16 protein-coding genes and 1 riboswitch are annotated in these 16956 nt (G+C 27.9%); of the genes, 12 read left to right on the plus strand and 4 right to left on the minus strand.

Annotated elements, in window-relative coordinates:
• The first annotated feature begins 210 nt into the window (after positions 1-210).
• The 5 genes from T483_RS0121090 to T483_RS0121110 all read left to right on the plus strand — a co-directional run bounded on the left by T483_RS0121090 (position 211) and on the right by T483_RS0121110 (position 5581).
• On the plus strand, positions 211-564 hold the full coding sequence (locus T483_RS0121090) for a hypothetical protein (protein ID WP_017208965.1): 354 nt from the start codon (positions 211-213) through the stop codon (positions 562-564).
• 357 nt (positions 565-921) lie between these two features.
• Entirely contained in the window at positions 922-1872 is a 951-nt protein-coding gene (locus T483_RS0121095; protein ID WP_026888615.1) for a transglutaminase domain-containing protein, read from the plus strand.
• 184 nt (positions 1873-2056) lie between these two features.
• Positions 2057-3052, plus strand: coding sequence for an L-glyceraldehyde 3-phosphate reductase (gene mgrA / locus T483_RS0121100; RefSeq protein ID WP_026888616.1), 996 nt, complete (start codon positions 2057-2059; stop codon positions 3050-3052).
• Between the two features lie 115 nt (positions 3053-3167).
• Positions 3168-3593 carry a MerR family transcriptional regulator gene (locus T483_RS0121105; RefSeq protein ID WP_026888617.1) on the plus strand — a complete coding sequence of 142 codons (426 nt, stop codon included), beginning with the start codon at positions 3168-3170 and terminating at the stop codon, positions 3591-3593.
• Between the two features lie 364 nt (positions 3594-3957).
• Positions 3958-4045, plus strand: a riboswitch (glycine riboswitch).
• A gap of 141 nt (positions 4046-4186) precedes the next feature.
• The gene (locus T483_RS0121110; protein WP_026888618.1) at positions 4187-5581 is read left to right on the plus strand and encodes an amino acid permease; all 1395 of its coding nucleotides are present in this window, start codon (positions 4187-4189) and stop codon (positions 5579-5581) included.
• A gap of 206 nt (positions 5582-5787) precedes the next feature.
• Here T483_RS0121110 and T483_RS31720 read toward each other — a convergent pair whose 3' ends face one another.
• The gene (locus T483_RS31720; RefSeq protein ID WP_196244903.1) at positions 5788-5964 is read right to left on the minus strand and encodes a hypothetical protein; all 177 of its coding nucleotides are present in this window, start codon (positions 5962-5964) and stop codon (positions 5788-5790) included.
• Positions 5965-6396: 432 nt separating this feature from the next.
• On the opposite strand from T483_RS31720, the gene T483_RS0121120 reads away from it, so the two are divergent.
• Both T483_RS0121120 and T483_RS0121125 read left to right on the plus strand, forming a co-directional pair.
• Positions 6397-6933 (plus strand): DUF2167 domain-containing protein, encoded by a 537-nt coding sequence (locus T483_RS0121120; RefSeq protein WP_026888619.1) that lies wholly within the window; start codon positions 6397-6399, stop codon positions 6931-6933.
• Between the two features lie 209 nt (positions 6934-7142).
• Positions 7143-7796, plus strand: a complete 654-nt coding sequence (locus T483_RS0121125; protein WP_026888620.1) for a hypothetical protein — start codon at positions 7143-7145, stop codon at positions 7794-7796.
• 927 nt (positions 7797-8723) lie between these two features.
• Here T483_RS0121125 and T483_RS0121130 read toward each other — a convergent pair.
• Entirely contained in the window at positions 8724-8912 is a 189-nt protein-coding gene (locus T483_RS0121130; protein ID WP_026888621.1) for an H-type small acid-soluble spore protein, read from the minus strand.
• A 236-nt stretch (positions 8913-9148) separates the two neighbouring features.
• Between T483_RS0121130 and T483_RS0121135 the strand changes: the two genes are divergently transcribed.
• The 4 genes from T483_RS0121135 (at position 9149) to T483_RS0121150 (ending at position 14453) form a co-directional block, all read left to right on the plus strand.
• Entirely contained in the window at positions 9149-10510 is a 1362-nt protein-coding gene (locus tag T483_RS0121135; protein WP_026888622.1) for an FAD-dependent oxidoreductase, read from the plus strand.
• 467 nt (positions 10511-10977) lie between these two features.
• Positions 10978-12123 (plus strand): tetratricopeptide repeat protein, encoded by a 1146-nt coding sequence (locus T483_RS0121140; RefSeq protein WP_026888623.1) that lies wholly within the window; start codon positions 10978-10980, stop codon positions 12121-12123.
• Between the two features lie 327 nt (positions 12124-12450).
• Positions 12451-13218 carry a LytR/AlgR family response regulator transcription factor gene (locus T483_RS0121145; protein WP_026888624.1) on the plus strand — a complete coding sequence of 256 codons (768 nt, stop codon included), beginning with the start codon at positions 12451-12453 and terminating at the stop codon, positions 13216-13218.
• The gene (locus tag T483_RS0121150; protein ID WP_026888625.1) at positions 13212-14453 is read left to right on the plus strand and encodes a GHKL domain-containing protein; all 1242 of its coding nucleotides are present in this window, start codon (positions 13212-13214) and stop codon (positions 14451-14453) included. Before T483_RS0121145 ends, T483_RS0121150 begins: the two co-directional genes overlap by 7 nt.
• Here T483_RS0121150 and agrD read toward each other — a convergent pair.
• Together agrD and T483_RS0121160 are read right to left on the minus strand one after the other, a co-directional pair.
• Positions 14435-14554: a cyclic lactone autoinducer peptide AgrD gene (gene agrD / locus T483_RS31210; RefSeq protein WP_155268523.1), complete on the minus strand. Its 120-nt coding sequence runs from the start codon at positions 14552-14554 to the stop codon at positions 14435-14437. The two genes, T483_RS0121150 and agrD, sit on opposite strands and share 19 nt — an antisense overlap.
• A complete protein-coding gene (locus tag T483_RS0121160; protein WP_026888626.1) occupies positions 14514-15116 on the minus strand; it encodes an accessory gene regulator B family protein in 603 nt (200 codons plus the stop codon). The genes agrD and T483_RS0121160 overlap by 41 nt, the downstream gene beginning before the upstream one ends.
• Before the next feature lie 294 nt (positions 15117-15410).
• Between T483_RS0121160 and T483_RS0121165 the strand changes: the two genes are divergently transcribed.
• Positions 15411-16346, plus strand: a complete 936-nt coding sequence (locus T483_RS0121165; RefSeq protein WP_026888627.1) for a CHAP domain-containing protein — start codon at positions 15411-15413, stop codon at positions 16344-16346.
• The last annotated feature ends 610 nt before the right edge of the window (positions 16347-16956 follow it).

Below are 16956 nucleotides of genomic sequence, written 5' to 3' on the forward strand. Positions count from 1 at the left end.
TATTTTTGTGGAAATATAGAATTTATGAAATATATTAAATTTAAAGTAAAAGTTTTTTATACTAATATGCTGAATTTTCTTGGTTTACAGAATGAAAACGCTGCCTAAACATAAAAATTAGCAATAATATATTCAGATTATTATACAAGAGAGTGAGGTGTAAAATAGGAAGATACAAGCTAAATCATAAGTATCTAGCCTATTAAGTGAATGAGTGAAACAGGTATATGTGGTTGGTTATCAAGAGATGGGAAATTTTATGAATGTGGTGAATCTAAACATAATCTTTTAGCATCTAGGTTAGAAAAAGAATTGGGATTAGAAATGTTTGATGAGGAGAAATCAATTTATCTTCATGATACAGCATTGCTGGAGACTCTTGGGTTTATTAAATTTACTCAATCTACCTATGGATTAGTAGGAGACAATTATGACAATCAATTTATGTTATTCTTTGGAAAAAGGTTTTCCTATGAACAACGAAAATGGATGGAAGAAAATATATTAAAGATGTCATCACATCAAAGAGCAGAGTGTAGGCAAAGGTTAATTTTGGGGTATTAAAATAATTATATAACTATGTACATATTCTTAATGTGCATAGTTATAGAGATTATATATTTGGAATTGGAAATGGATAATTTTTAACTTTGCTTGGTTTATTTAAATATTCGGGATATATCTAAAAATAAATAAACATAAAGATAGAGCTAGTATCATAAATGTTAAAATACTAACTCTATTTTTTTATTCACATTATTTAATTGTAATTTTTGTATATTGAAAAATAAACATTTAAACCTGTGTAGTAAAATATAAATAAAGTGAATAGATTTTTTGTGTAAAACTGCTTTGTAACATATTTGAAAAAAAGATGAAGTGATATACAATTATGTTATAAGTATTGAAGGGAGGAATAAAATGAAAAGTCTAAGATTAAGAAATATCATCATTTGTACATTAGTTGCAGCTTCGATCACAGCGCTAAACCCAATAGGAGTTTCAGCAGAATGGAAATCTAATTATAAGGGTTGGTGGTATACAGAAGGTAATTCGTATGCCATTGGATGGAGAAAGATAGATGGCTTTTGGTATTATTTCTACCAAAATGGATACATGGCACAGAATACTACTATTGATGGGTGTTACTTAAATTCCAGAGGAGTGTGGATTGATTCAGTAAATACATTAATAGGACAAGAAATATTAAAGAATGTTAGTATTCAAAATCCATCATTTTATATAGAATGTCCAAGTAGTGGCGTAGATATCAGCAACCTAGAAAATATTATTAAAGATGAGATAAGCAAGCTGAAAATCACTAATTCTTATGAAATGTTTAATGTATCTGATTATGATGTAACCATGACAAGTTATGGATCAGGTAATATTGGAATACAGGTTAAATGCAATTATAAAATGACAGCAGGAATGGAAGCAGATTTGGATTCGAAAGTGAGATCTATAGTCGCACAGATTGCTCCAGATAGCATGAGTCAGCCAGAGAAAGAACGTGCGATACATGATTGGATAATAAATAATACAAAATATGATCAATCTTTAACTATATATGATCCTTATAATACACTAATTAAACATACTGGAGTCTGTGAAGGATATTCTCTTTTAGCTCAAAAAATGTTTACTGTTGCAGGAATTAAATCAATAGTTGTAGAAGGTAATGCTGATGGACAAGCTCATGCATGGAACTTGGTTTATATAAATAATAAATGGCGTCATGTGGACTGTACATGGGATGATCCAGTATCTAATTACGGTGATATTATACAATACGACTACTATAACTTAACAGACCAAGAAATAAGTGTGGATCATTCATGGAATACTTCAGTTTATCCAAGTGCTAATTAGGTATACAATTCAACATAAATAAAAGTATATATCATGCAATATAAACTACTAAATTTATGTCAGTCCTGGGTTGGGTAGTTTATTTCTGAATAATATATATTTTAGGAAATTTAAAAATATAGCATTGACTTAAAGTTAACTTTAAGTGTTAAAGTTAAGTTATAAAAACAAAGGAGCTGAGAGAATGAAATATCAAGCATCAAAAAATAGATATAATGAGATGAAATACAGTAAATGCGGAGAAAGTGGCTTAAAGATTCCAATGATATCCTTTGGACTTTGGCATAACTTTGGAAGTAATGCAGATTATAATAATATGAAAGAATTATGTTTTACTGCTTTTGATAATGGAATAACTCATTTTGATTTAGCAAACAACTATGGACCAGTTCCAGGAAGTGCAGAAGAAAATTTTGGACGTATTTTAAGAGACGATTTAGTATCATATCGTGATGAATTATTAATTAGCACAAAAGCGGGCTATAAGATGTGGGAAGGACCTTATGGAGACTGGGGAAGTCGTAAATATATATTAGCAAGTTTGGATCAGAGTTTAAAGCGCATGGGATTGGAATATGTAGATATATTCTATCATCACCGGATGGATCCTGATACGCCATTAGAAGAATCTATGATGGCTCTTGATACAGCTGTAAAAAGTGGAAAAGCACTTTACGCAGGAATTTCAAATTATAATGGAGATACAATGGAAAAGGCAGCTGCAATTTTAAATGAATTGAAATGCCCATTTATAATAAATCAAAATAGATATTCTATATTTGATAGAACTATTGAAAATAATGGGCTTAAAGGGGCGGCAAAGGAAAATGGAAAAGGAATTATAGCATTTAGCCCCTTAGCACAAGGAACATTAACAGATAAGTATTTAAATGGAATTCCAGACGATAGCCGAATAAAAATGGATGGAAGATTCTTAAAGGAAGATATATTGACAGAGAAAAAGTTAGATCAAATTCGCAGATTAAATAATATTGCTTCAAATAGAGGACAGACTCTTGCTCAAATGGCACTTAGCTGGGTACTAAAAGATTCAGAAGTGACAAGTGTGCTTATTGGAGCATCAAAACCATCACAAATTATTGAAAATGTAGGGATAGTTCATAATATTGGATTCACTGATGAAGAGTTAAGGATGATTGATGAAATAAGTCTTAATTAGGCTAAATTTAGAAAAAATAAGTTTTATTTATACATTTTATTTTCATTACTATTCTAAAAATAGTAATTTTGGCGTATAATGTGTATTAGAAATTTCTAGTATAAGGAGAGCAACTATGAAATATTCTATACAGGAAGCAGCGAGAATTACAGGACTAACACCATCTACTTTAAGATATTACGAAGCTGAGGGATTGTTGCCTAATATTAAAAGGGCTGAAAATAGTCATAGATATTATGATGAGTCAAATTTAGAATGGATTGCAGTAATTAATTGTCTGAAAAATACTAATATGCCCATTGAGCAAATAAAAGAATTTGTTTCTTTAAATAGTCAAGGTGATGATACATTGTATAAAAGGTTGAAATTAATATTAAAACATAGGGAAAATGTTCAAAAAAAGATAGATGAATTAAATAAATATATGGAACATATTAATTACAAGGTTGATTATTTCACCATGGCGTGTGAATTGGGGACTGAAAAGGAACTTAAGAAAGAGCGATATCCAAACCATTTTTATATAAAAGAAGATGAATGATGTAGGATAAAATATATTTATTGATAAATAAAATATTACATTAACGTTTATATAACTAAAAATATCTTAAAAAGTCTAGTGTTTTTATACTAGACTTTTTATTGCATAATTTTCTAAGTTTACAAAGAAGAGGGATTGATGTTGGAGAGTTAGTTGCATTTTATGAGGGTTTTAAAATTATGATAAAAATACTTAATAATTCTGATTGAAATGAAAAAAATGTTGCAACTTTATTAAAAATGTATTAATATATAACAGTAAAATCTAAAAGTTCAGACGAAGATAGCGGGAGAGTAATGGCTATGGTCATTCACCGAAGAAGTAAATCTTTCAGGTACCTATTTAATTAGAGATGACCGCTATTGGATGAAACCTTGGAGAGACTCGAAACGAGCACCGAAGGAGAAAGCTGTAAAGGCGAAACTCTCAGGTAAAAGGACAGGGGACAGATAACATATCTTATCAAAGTAATATATTATAAATTACTTCATTTAGATCTTATCTATTCCCATTTATATCTCAAATTACAAAACATTTATATTAGTAAAAGGCTTTTTAGTACATGCTTTTTTAACTAAGATGGAGGGATAAAAATGGATCAATTAAAATCAGAAAATCAAAATTTATCAAGAGGGCTAAAAAATCGTCATGTTCAATTACTTGCAATTGGAGGAGCAATCGGTACTGGATTATTCCTTGGTTCAGGAAGGTCCATTCACTTGGCAGGACCATCTATATTGTTTGCGTATATGATAACAGGAATAATTTGTTTTTTTATTATGCGTGCCCTTGGGGAATTATTACTTTCTAATTTAAACTATCATTCATTTGTAGATTTCGTATATGATTATTTAGGAGAAAGAGCCGCATTTATAACTGGATGGACCTACTGGTTCTGTTGGATTTCACTTGCGATGGCAGATGTAACTGCTGCAGGTCTCTATATACAATACTGGTTCCCGAATATAGCTCAATGGGTTCCAAGTCTTATAATCCTTATAGTTTTATTGGTTATGAACCTTACAGCAGTAAAGTTATTCGGTGAAATGGAGTTTTGGTTTGCCTTAATTAAAGTTGTTGCAATTTTAGCACTAATTATAATAGGTATATTTATGGTTATTAAAGGATTTTCTACAGATGCTGGTGCAGCTAGCTTTACAAATCTTTGGAGTCATGGAGGATTGTTCCCTAAGGGTGCAACTGGATTTATTCTTTCATTCCAAATGGTTGTATTTGCTTTTACTGGAATCGAATTAGTAGGGCTTACAGCTGGTGAAACTGAAGATCCAGAACGTGTTATTCCAAAGGCTATTAATAATATTCCAATCAGAATTATTATTTTCTATGTTGGAGCACTTTTTATTATCATGAGTATATACCCATGGACTTCAATTAATCCAGATAAAAGCCCATTTGTACAAGTATTTTCAGCAGTAGGAATTGCAGCAGCAGCAAGTATTGTAAATTTCGTTGTATTAACATCAGCTGCCTCTGCATGTAATAGTGGTATATTTAGTACAAGTCGTATGGTTTACTCTCTTGCAAAAGAAGGTAATGCACCAGAGTCAATGAATCAATTAACTTCTAATCAAGTACCTGCTAATGCTACAATATTCTCAGCAATTGTTATTTTGATTTCAGTTATTTTAAATTACATTATGCCAGAAGGAGTGTTTGTTCTAATTACAAGTATATCAACATTTTGTTTTATCTTCATTTGGGCAATTATTGTTGTTTGCCATTTGAAATATCGTAAAACTAATCCAGAACTTGCAGCGTCCAACAAATTCAAGATGCCACTTTACCCAATTATGAACTATATAATTCTAGCATTTTTGGCTTTTGTTATAATCACATTAGCGTTTAATAATGAAACTCGTGTGGCTCTATTCGTAACACCTATATGGTTTATAATGCTTTGGTTAATTCATAAGGTTATTAAATCAAAGGCGAGAAGCGAGGAAGTTGTTAAAAGAAATTTAGCATAATATCTAAAACTAAAATAAATTTATATTAAAAGATTATGGATTTTAATGATATATGTGTTTTTTGAATATATAAATTATATTATTCCATATTTCTAAAGTATAAATTTAAGACATATTTGAGATAAAAGATAATAAACCACTTTATTCTGATTTATTTAGAATAAAGTGGTTTATTATATTGTTATAGCAATATATCTAAGTATAAATTAGTCTTGATACTCAGATAATTGTTGGCATGCAGAATTAAGAGAGTTTATTGCTTGTTGAATTTTATTTTTATTATCTTGTTTTTCTGCAGAGCTAAGTGCTTGTTGTAGTGAACTTATAGTATCTTTGCATGAAGATACGCCTTGATCAACATATTGTTTAGCTTTTCCTGGCATATTTAACACCTCCTATATAAATCATTCAAAGTTAGTATGAGCATAACTTAATTAAATATACGGAGTTAAGAGGATAAATTTGAATTGTAAATATTACCATGATTTTTTACGTAGTTGTGTTGTTATGATATGGATCACAAAGAAAAGTTAGAGATTGCTTCATGGAAATAGCTGCAGGTGATACTGCGCTGACATTAGCGATAAAAATGGTGGACGAATTGTAAACTAGTAATGATACTTTTTTCTATTAATTCTTGAATTTTTTCTAGATGATCAACTTTAAATATCTTAATGTATTTCTAATTATAGAATATATTTCTCTATATAATCCTTGTATTATTTGAAAGCGAAAAAGTATACAAAAGTATAATATACAACAAATGAAAATAACTTTAGAATAAGAAATGTAACTTAGTACATAGGGGGATAAAAATGTTGAAAAAAATATTAAGAACATTAGCTGCTTTAACTATATTTACGTTTATTCCAATTATCTCATATGCTTATGATTCAATAGGTGTGCCAGGAATAAATTGGACTAAAGGTTCGAAGACTGTAAATGTAGGAACTGACTTAGCGAAATTAAATCTGCCTAGTGAGTACATTTTTGCGGATGGAGAAGATACAAAGGAATTAATGGCAGCAGTTAAACCTAAGTTAGAAAATATTATTAAAAATTATGCTTATAAAGAAGGGAAAAGATACTCAGGTTACATAAAGGGTGATAAAGTAGCAGAAGTAGGATTGGCAGCACTAATTGTTGGAGGTACAGTGTCTAAGACAGGTTTGCTTACCAAAATACTAATAATATTTAAGAAGGCATGGATATTTGTTTTAGCCGGCATAGTAGGTCTATTTGGTAAAGTGATAAGGGTATTTAGGAAAAAGCCATATATACATGATGAAACTGAATTGAATTCGGATAAAATTTTATTTAAAGAAAATTCTGAAGCAGATATAAAAGGTTGATATATAGTTAAGATCAATAGATTCTTAAATTAAAAATGATATAAAAAATACTAAATTTACGCTTATTTTTCTTAGTCTAGATATAAGCAGTACTTATTGAAATTGAGAATCTTTATGATATAATATTTAAGTGGAAATTTGTAAAAATAAAACATTAAATACTTTATTTTTAAAGTTTTACAAAAAATAAAAAAGGGGTAAAATTTAAAATGAAAATTAATAAAAAGATTGTATTAATGCTAATTACTTTATTATGTATAGGAATTATACTGACAACAGCTGGATGCAGCAAAAAACCAACTGCTAGTGAAAGTGGAAAGTTCTTTTTTAACTTTTTAATAAAACATGATAAAACAGATATAGGTAAGTTTGGCATTAAAGAAGATGATGCCAATAACATAATCAAGACTCAAATGGATGCAACTAAAAACCAAACTAGAATGAATTTTACTAAGGCTGGGATTCTTATTTCAGATGAAGAATTGGACAAGATAACAGAAGCTCAATATAACGCATTAAAGTCATTAGATGCAACTGTTGAGGCGGGTTCTGAAAATGGAAGTGAAGCAACAATAACAATAACAACACCATACATTGATTTTAATGCAATGGATACCAAAGCAACTAATGATGCACAGGATTCAACCATTGCTTTAGGCATTACTGATCAAAAAGAAGCAATTAATAAATTTAAAGATAAATATATAGAAAATTTATTAGCTGAATTAGGTAGTGCTAAACCTTCATCTGAGACCAATAAGGGTACCTATAAATTTAAGAAGGATGCACAATCTGGGCTATGGGTACCAGATATGAAAGCAGAAGAATTTGGTGAACAATTGGTTAAATTAGCAGAAAAATAGAACTAGATTTGTATATTGATTAATTTATAACTTTGAATTTAAGTTGATATTTTTTCTGGCAAAAATTAAATTAATAAATAACTAAGAAAAATTACATTTAAAAATAATTTGTATGAATTTTATTATTTGCAAATATTCCAACATAAAATAAAAGTACATGTGAAGATTTACTAAAAGTAACTTCTTCCCATGTACTTTTATTGGTATATGGAAAAAACTTTATTGTATGGATAGTTAGAATGCAAAGAAGGATTTGTTATAGGAAATGAGTAGAAATAAAAGCCATAAGTAAATTTATGTAAATTTACTTATGGCCATTAAATAAAGAATATAACAGTGTAACTCACACTAATATGAATAACTTAGTATCTAATTATAATCTTTCGACCATAATTAAACAGTGCAATACCCATATTAATATTTCGTTCGACTAAATAAGATACTTACACGACCATATATAATCTTTTAACTATATATGATTATTACACCACCAAATATAATCTTAGCTTGACCTTATAAGATAAGTTGGAATCCTAATATAATAAAATTAATCTACTATAATAAGACTTTTCCTAACCCTATAAAATCGCATCTAACCTTAATACAAATCTTTTGACTTGTATTAAATTCTGATAAACAAATATATTATTTTTTGAACATATTTGTTTGCTTAACTGTTATATCCTTTATGATATTAGCATATCCTAAAGGATACGTTTGATACCATGAAATTCATGGTAGGATTATATAAATTTTCATTGATAAAATAATTAAGTAATAATTTTAAAATATTTTTCAGTAATAGGAATGCTTAAAGGAAAGTTTTTATATATAATATGTAGAATTAATGACCACAAAATTGTAGTCATTAGGAGTTAGAATTTAAATATAAAATTATAAGGTGTTTTTATAATTTTATATTTAATACTATTTTTTATTATGTTCTTGTAAATTAGTTAAAGGTACTTCACGTGAATTTTTTGGATTTTTAAAAAAATGGATATTAGCAGTTTCTGTATTAGTATTTACGCTTTCGATGTAAATTGGAGTTCCATTAAGTGTTACATTTGCCATTACTGATGATGAAACAATTTCCTGTGCTCTTTCTTTATCCATATAAATTCCTCCTTTACGATTTTGTGATTAGTTATATATTTGACATGGGAAAAGTATAATATTCAATAAAAATAAAAGTTTACAGTTTTTTAACAAGTTTTAGTAAATCTTATTCTTTAATCAAAAGATTACATAAAAAAATATTTTACTAGATAAAATACGCTTATTATAAAAAATATAATATGGTATTATGGGAGTAGATGAAATAATTAGCAGAAAAGTAGAAGGTGATAGACTTGATAGATTTTAATTATAGGGGATTAACAGGAGATGTAATTACAAAAGAAGATTTTAGTTATGAAGAAGAACGAAAAGCTTGGAATAGAGCTATAGAAAAATATCCGTTAGTAATTATATACTGTCATATTAATGATGATATTATCAATGCAATAACTTGGGCTAAATTGCATTCGTTAGAGATTAGAATAAGGTCAGGCAGACATCACTATGAGGGATATTCAACTGGGAATGATGTTGTGGTAATTGATATTAGCAAAATGAATGGAATTAGTGTAGATGAAGAAATAGGAACAGTGAAAATACAAGGTGGAGTTAGGAATAGGGAATTATATGAGGTTTTAGGTGAACTTGGCTATCCATTTCCTGGAGGAGGATGTCCAACGGTTGGCGTTTCAGGATTAACTTTAGGCGGCGGATGGGGATATTCTAATAGGCTACTTGGATTAGCATCTGATAACTTACTTGAAATTGAACTGATAGACTATAAGGGAGAAAGAATAGTTGCTACAGATGAATCTAATGAAGACTTATTTTGGGCATTAAGAGGTGCTGGTGGAGGAAATTTTGGAGTGGTTACTAGCATGACATTTAAACTTCCTGAGAAAATTAAAATGGCGACTTTAATAGATATAGATTACATAGGTGTTGATGATAATGAGATATTAGATATATTTGAGACTTGGGCACATTTGTATAAAAGCTTAGATAAAAGAGTTAATTTAAAGATGGGGATATATAATTCGAAAATAAAAGGACGAGGAGTCAGAATTACAGGGATACTATATGGCAGTAAAGAAGAAGCAGATATAATTTTGCGCCCGTTTAAGAATATTTCTGAAAAAGGAGTATTTGATTTTAACTATATTTCTGTTTTAGACGTGAATAGAAGAATTCAAGATAGTCATCCTCCGTATGAGAAATATAAATCGGCAGGAAGATTCGTATATAAGGATTATAGTAGAAATGAAATGGCGAAAATTATAAAACTTATTGAGGAGAGAGCTAATGGAGGAGTATATGCAGCTGTTTCTCTATATGGATTAGGTGGAGCGATTGGGGAAAAAGGTAAAAATGATACAGCTTTTTATTATAGAGATGCCAAATTTATAATGGGATTTCAATCTGTTTGGGAAGAATATGAGTATGCGCTTATGAATATAGAATGGGTTAAAGAAAAGCTTATATACATAAATAGTATTACAACAGGTTCATATATTAATTTTCCGTACGCAGAGATTGAAGATTATGAAAAAGAATATTATGGTGAAAATTTAGAAAAATTAAGAGAAATAAAATTGAAGTATGATCCTTATGAGGTGTTTAAATTTCCTCAAGGGATAAGAATTTTGGGAAAATAAAATTTAAGTTAAAGAAATTATTGATTTATATCGCAAAAAAGACTATGTATTAAGTAAGAATACATAGTCTTAAGTTTTTTAGACAGTTTTAAGTAAAAATAGTATAACAAGCTAAATTGAATTTTTATAAGAATTAGTAAATTATATTTAGTGTTCTGATAAATTTAAATGTTCAAAAGATATTTTGTTTTGACAGTATTATACAATAAATTCATATAATTTAAAATAAGAACTAAAGAGTGAATTATATTTTACAATTAAATAATTTTTTGTACGGCTAAAAACATCCTAGAAAGTATTTTACCAATAAGACTTTATATTGAATTATATTACATAATTTGCTAAGATTTATATATAGGAATGAATTGAACTTTAAATGTGAATATAAAATTCTTCTGTCCTCAATGGAAGTACATTATCATTTGGAAATTAATGTATTATTGTGTAATATTTTAGGAGGTAATTTTTTGGTTAATTTTGAATTGGAGATTAAAAAAATAAACCCAATCAATATAAAGGAAATGGAATTGAATAGATATAAGATTAATGATGATATTAAGAAATCCATTATTCTATATAATTCAGCAATAGGAGAAATAAAAAAAAGTAACTTTGAGTTGGCTTTGACTGATTTGAAGAAAGCTTTATCTTATAATAAGGGGTTCTCAGATGCAATTAAGCTCATTGGATTATGCTATGTTAGTATGAAGCAATATAGAAATGCAGAAAAGGTATTTAAGAAACTCAAAAAATACGCTATATATGATAGTTTGGCAAATGATTATATACAAAGCCTAAAAATAAAATCATCCATAGGGAAAAATGTAAATAATATGGATGACATAAATCATATTGATAGCGATAGATGGAATAAGTACTATACAAAGAAAAAGAGTTCGACAGGAAAAATAATTATGGTTATATTAAGCACAGTGATCATTATGGGCGGTGTTGTAATGAATTATTTTTATCCAAAGTTTATTCAAATAGCAATAGCGAAGGTTCCTATCGAAACTCAAGAATTTTTGCATAAGCTTAGTATAAATAATAAACTAATAGTAAAGCAAGAGGAAGTTGATAAAGATCAGAGCAAAGTAAATGATTCGTTAGAAGAGAATATGGTAAACCTTGAAAATAGTGAGAAAGCCAAAATAGATTCAGAAGACCAGAAAATTAAAAGCGATAGCTATAAAAATAATATTTTGGGTATGTTAGATGAGGCTGAGAAATCAATTGGAGACGGAAAATATGAAATTGCTGCTGAGGATTTAATAAATGTGAAGAACGAAAATTTTGATAATGATACGAAAGCGAGGTTTGATAAATTATGGCAAGATTTAAGAATAAGTGGACTCTGGCCTATATACAATGACGGAAATAAGCTATATAAACAAAAAAAATATGCGGAAGCACTTCCTAAATTAAAAATGACTTCACAAATCGATTCTGACATAGATATTATGCCTTGGTTAATGTATCAAATAGGGACGTGCTATAAAGAGACAAATGATTACTCTAATGCTCTTACATATTTTAGGCAGGTAAAAGATAAATATCCCAAAACTGAGTATTCTTCATATGCAGATTATAGTATAAAGGAGATTGGGAATTAGAAATGTTTCTTTCCGAAAAAATAGCTATATTTATGTAATTAATTTTAAAAAAATTTAATAAGAGTAACTTTAATTAAAACGTGCTGTATTAGATTAAATAGTCTATACAGCACGTTTTGCCATTATCTTTAAATAATAATAAATGAAATTTACACAAAAGTGGGATATTTGTATATAATTATATAATATTGTATTATATAGGTAGGGGCGTTTAAATAATCTAATATAAAATAAGTTTAAAGAAAATCAGCCTTGAAACTCATGATTATATGAGACAGTATTATTGACATATTTTTTAGATTGTATATGGATTGGAGAGTGGTACTTTTGTATTCTATTATTATAGTAGAGGATGATTCTATACAAAGAGACATTTTAAAGAGAATGATATTATCTGTATGTGACTTTGTAAGAATTTATGAAGCTGATAGCGAGATGTCAGCATTAGAAATAATTTTAAATAATGATATTAATATGTTTTTGATAGACATTAGTCTAAAGGAATCTTCAGGATTGGACCTTGCTATGAAGATTAGAAGTGTATCTAAATACGAGTTTAGGCAAATTATTTTTTTAACAACACACATGGAATATATAACACAAGCATTTAAACAAACTCATTGCTATGATTATATTGTAAAACCATATGATAAAAATGATGTACAAGCCATGTTGAATAAGATTATTCTTAATGAAACAAGTGATTTGAACAACAAAGTTGATTATTATAGCGAGGAAAAAGACAAAGAGATTGTAATCACTTTAAAAAATGGGGTATACGTTGGGATAAAGGTAAATGATATCATATTTATAGAAGTTGATGGGAAAAATTGCAATATAAATACTTATAATGGAATTTATACTGCATATAACATAAGTTTAAAAAAAATATTGCAGTTAATTGATTGCAATTACATAGTTCAGAGCCATAGAGCTTTTGCAATAAACACGAACTATATACGAAAAATAGAAAAACTAGACGTTAAACTTAGTGAAGTATATTTTAACGAATATAATAAGACAGCATTTTTAGGATACAAATTTAAAAATGGTATTATGTCTGAGTTTAAAAAAGGAAAAGTGATAATATGTTAGAGAGATTTATTATAAATGGTTTAGATATGGTTAATGTAATTTATTTATGGACAGTTTTAATGAAAAAAAATCATGAGATAGCTAAATTTTTATCTAGTGTGATTATTACGTCCATTTTAATTACAATTATTGAAAGGCTAAATTTAAATACGGCTATTACGTATTTAATGATTATAATAGTAATCAAAATCATATATAAGGTATATTTAAAAGAAATTATACTAGGATTTTTTATGACATTACTTATAGAGATGAGCTTACAGCTAATATTGTTTTTAGTTATTGATAAATTTGTTTATGATGATACTATTATGATAATTGTTACAGAATTGGCTATACTAGTTAGCATAATAATATTTTCAAAAAGTAATTTCAGTAGAGCTATTACCTTTAAAAGTATAGATAATAATATTTTAATTTATTTTGTATCAACATGTAGCATTTATGCGATAATCTTTAAGATTATTTGGAATTATGATAAAAAAATAATTTTAAATAATCTATTTATTACGGCAGTAATATTGAGCATATTGGTAGTTTCTCAAATATTAACATATGTATATATTGTAAAAGTAGCTAAAGAAAAAGAAACATTAAAAATTTCCAATGAATATAATTCTGTTATTGGTGAAATCGTTCAAGAAATTAAACGAAGGCAACATGATTTTGTTAATTATAAAAATACAATAAGAGGAATAGTAGAAGTTGTAGATGACAAAGATGTAAAATCAGCAATTAATAGCTATATGAAAGATGAAGATGTATATGATAATGAGATAAATGAACTTATATATATTAATAATATAGTTATTATATCTATATTATATAGATATATAGGTAAAGCAAAAAAGTATAATATTAACTTTAAATATAATATAGAAAATGATGTTTTGGATGCTAATTTAAGTTACCATGAAATATCTAATGTACTAAATAATCTGTTAAACAATGCTTTTGAAGAAGTAATTAAAGAGCAATGCATTAATAAAAATATTGAAATTAAAATTTTCAACGAAAAAAACACATCTCATTTAATAGTTAAAAATCAAATAACAAATTCTAATGATCTTAATTTAAATGAGATGTTTAAAAGAGGCTATTCTACTAAACATACTGATAATAGAGGTTATGGATTGTACAATGTACAACAAATAATTGATTCACATAAAGGACATATAAAACTAAAAGTAGAATATGGAGAAATTATTTTTGATATCTATTTTAATAATTCTTGAGGATAATCTGGCTCGCCGCAAAATGTAGCGCAACTTGATTTTGAGATTAAATTAAATATATTAAGTAGTATGGCTGAAAAAAAATTTATAGATTTTTGCATTAGAAACAACTCCTTTCATATTGATGACAATTAATTGAATGATTTGGAAAAATAAGCTTATAAATATACAGTTACATACGTGAATATTTGGGAGTTCAAAAAATAGCATGCCCCAAAAAGTTAACGATATTAAAGATAATATTTTTAATGTTGTTTTATTTGTTACAGGTCTTTTTTTGTTACGACAAGGAGCGTAAGCTAAAATTACAATAAAAGAAATTATAAAGAAAACCATATAAAAAGTAATATTTAGTTTTAATGACAATTTGCTAAAAAGTAACAATATTAAGAAATATGTTATGCTTAATATCAAACAGCCATTAAAAGTTTTGCAATGAATACCTCCACTTAAAGGCCTTGTTGAAATTAAAATAGAAAGAGATAATAAGAAGAATGGTACTTCATTTAAATTCCAAAAAATCAATAGTAATATTATTAATTTAGCTAAGTCTCCCAAAATAACTTCTAGGGTATACTGAATTTTCAGTAAATCTGTTTTAATTAAAGAAGAGTTATTTTCTTCTAAGTACTTTGTTATAAAAGTTGATAGTAATTTTATCATTTTAACCTCTCCATATTATTTGGTGAATACTATCTTTATAAAGCATATTGGATAAAATTTCAACATTATTGGAACAAAACGTACAAATTCTGGAATGAAAAGAATATTTATTTGAAAAGTAAGCAAATAATTGATTAGCTTACTTTTAGTACTTTGTATTGTATGTTTAAAGAAAACACTATTTATTTAGTTTTAGTAATATGAGAATATATAAATGTGGTAAAGAGTGTTATTAACAATTGTATTAAGCTTGGTGTTATTAATAATACTAGTAATTAAGAGGGGAGAGGTGAGATGAAAAAACAACTTAGAAAAGTAATGATTTTAGCCGCGTCATTATTAATGCTTTTGGGACAAACTCCTAACATTGTTTTTGCTGCAACTTCACCAAACATATCAAGTAGTGCTTATAACAGTGAAAACATATTTACGCAGAGTGGTTACAAAGGACAATGTACATGGTTTGTATGGGGACGTGTATATGAGAAATTAGGAATAAAGTTAAACTCTCAGTTTTATGGCAATGCAAAACAATGGTGGAATGAAACTACTTATCCGAAAGGACAAACACCAGCAGCTAATTCTATAGCAGTATTTGGGAATGGCAGTGCGGGACATGTTGTATTTATTGAAAGTGTTTCTGGTGACACAATATACTTTAATGAAGCTAACTATCATGTGAGCAAGGCATATGATGGCGCAGAGGAAAATCAGACAGTATCAGCATTTAAGAGTAGATCTGCGAATTTTCTTGGATTCATATATCTACAGGGTAATCCATCTGAGCCGAGTGATCCAACACAAAGTGGATTTACTTATCCAAATAATGCTAAAGTATCAGGAGATTTTCTTTACGTAAGAGATTCGAGTGGTAATATTATTCCTGATCGTAGAGTTGATGATGGGGATAAAATAACAGTATTGGATGTTAGTTATTCAACTCAACTGGCTTTGATAGAATATCCAACACCTAATGGAGTAAGGACAGGATATGTTACAAATGCTACAAACATAATTAAATATTTTAATGCTGGAGCTTGGAAAAATGGTTCTACATCGGAAACTGTTTATGATTCTAATGGGAATACAATAGGATCACTATCGCCTGGTGAAATTGCGACACCACTATATCGTAAAAATGGTAAGTTAAGTGTAGTTTACAATACATCTAAAGGTGCAAATACTAAATCAGGATTTGTAGTATATAATGGAGGTTTCAATAAATATTAACAATTGATTTTTTAAAATGTGGGTATGACTTTAGTACAAAGATGAAAGTCTAAATGAGATTGTGGGTTAGAGAATAGGTTTTATATATACATCTATAAATAATAAATATAGTTTAACAAAAATTGATGATATAAAATGTTTGATATCATCAATTTTTTTATTCTTTAGGAATTTATATTCCAAGCTCCACAGTCGCCTGCGATTTTGTTCTTACTGTATTTTATATATAATCTAATGTGCAAATGTTTCTAAATAGTTTATAAGGTGAATTGAAAGAATTTATAAATTAAGGTTTTATATTTTTAAAATATCGAAAGTGAGAAAATTAGTTGTTTTAATATTTAGTTTAGAATATTTAATATATACAACGGTTTCTAGCGTATCAGTATATGTAGTGGCTAGTATGATGGCGAATGGTAGCGAAAGATAAGAATAATTTCATAGAAAAGCAATAAAGTAAGAAATTAATATATGGCAGAGGTGTTAAGATAAAACACGTCGCTAAGAGACATAAACAAAACAACTTAAAAGGAAAAAGATTTTCTAGGAAGGTTGTTGACAATGTCGAATGGTGATGGTATGATAAAGATCCTCGCTAAGAGATGCGTAA

Source organism: Clostridium beijerinckii HUN142 (genome assembly GCF_000621745.1).
GTDB lineage: Bacteria > Bacillota > Clostridia > Clostridiales > Clostridiaceae > Clostridium > Clostridium beijerinckii_A.

Excerpts from the sequence above, each read along its gene's own strand:
- T483_RS0121110 (WP_026888618.1), top strand. The coding sequence starts at position 4,187 with ATGGATCAATTAAAATCAGAAAATCAAAATTTATCAAGAGGGCTAAAA.
- T483_RS0121160 (WP_026888626.1), bottom strand. The coding sequence starts at position 15,116 with ATGATAAAATTACTATCAACTTTTATAACAAAGTACTTAGAAGAAAAT.
- T483_RS0121120 (WP_026888619.1), top strand. The coding sequence starts at position 6,397 with ATGTTGAAAAAAATATTAAGAACATTAGCTGCTTTAACTATATTTACG.
- T483_RS0121130 (WP_026888621.1), bottom strand. The coding sequence starts at position 8,912 with ATGGATAAAGAAAGAGCACAGGAAATTGTTTCATCATCAGTAATGGCA.
- agrD (WP_155268523.1), bottom strand. The coding sequence starts at position 14,554 with ATGCAAAAATCTATAAATTTTTTTTCAGCCATACTACTTAATATATTT.
- mgrA (WP_026888616.1), top strand. The coding sequence starts at position 2,057 with ATGAAATATCAAGCATCAAAAAATAGATATAATGAGATGAAATACAGT.
- T483_RS0121150 (WP_026888625.1), top strand. The coding sequence starts at position 13,212 with ATGTTAGAGAGATTTATTATAAATGGTTTAGATATGGTTAATGTAATT.
- T483_RS0121125 (WP_026888620.1), top strand. The coding sequence starts at position 7,143 with ATGAAAATTAATAAAAAGATTGTATTAATGCTAATTACTTTATTATGT.
- T483_RS0121095 (WP_026888615.1), top strand. The coding sequence starts at position 922 with ATGAAAAGTCTAAGATTAAGAAATATCATCATTTGTACATTAGTTGCA.
- T483_RS0121105 (WP_026888617.1), top strand. The coding sequence starts at position 3,168 with ATGAAATATTCTATACAGGAAGCAGCGAGAATTACAGGACTAACACCA.
- T483_RS0121165 (WP_026888627.1), top strand. The coding sequence starts at position 15,411 with ATGAAAAAACAACTTAGAAAAGTAATGATTTTAGCCGCGTCATTATTA.
- T483_RS0121090 (WP_017208965.1), top strand. The coding sequence starts at position 211 with ATGAGTGAAACAGGTATATGTGGTTGGTTATCAAGAGATGGGAAATTT.
- T483_RS31720 (WP_196244903.1), bottom strand. The coding sequence starts at position 5,964 with ATGCCAGGAAAAGCTAAACAATATGTTGATCAAGGCGTATCTTCATGC.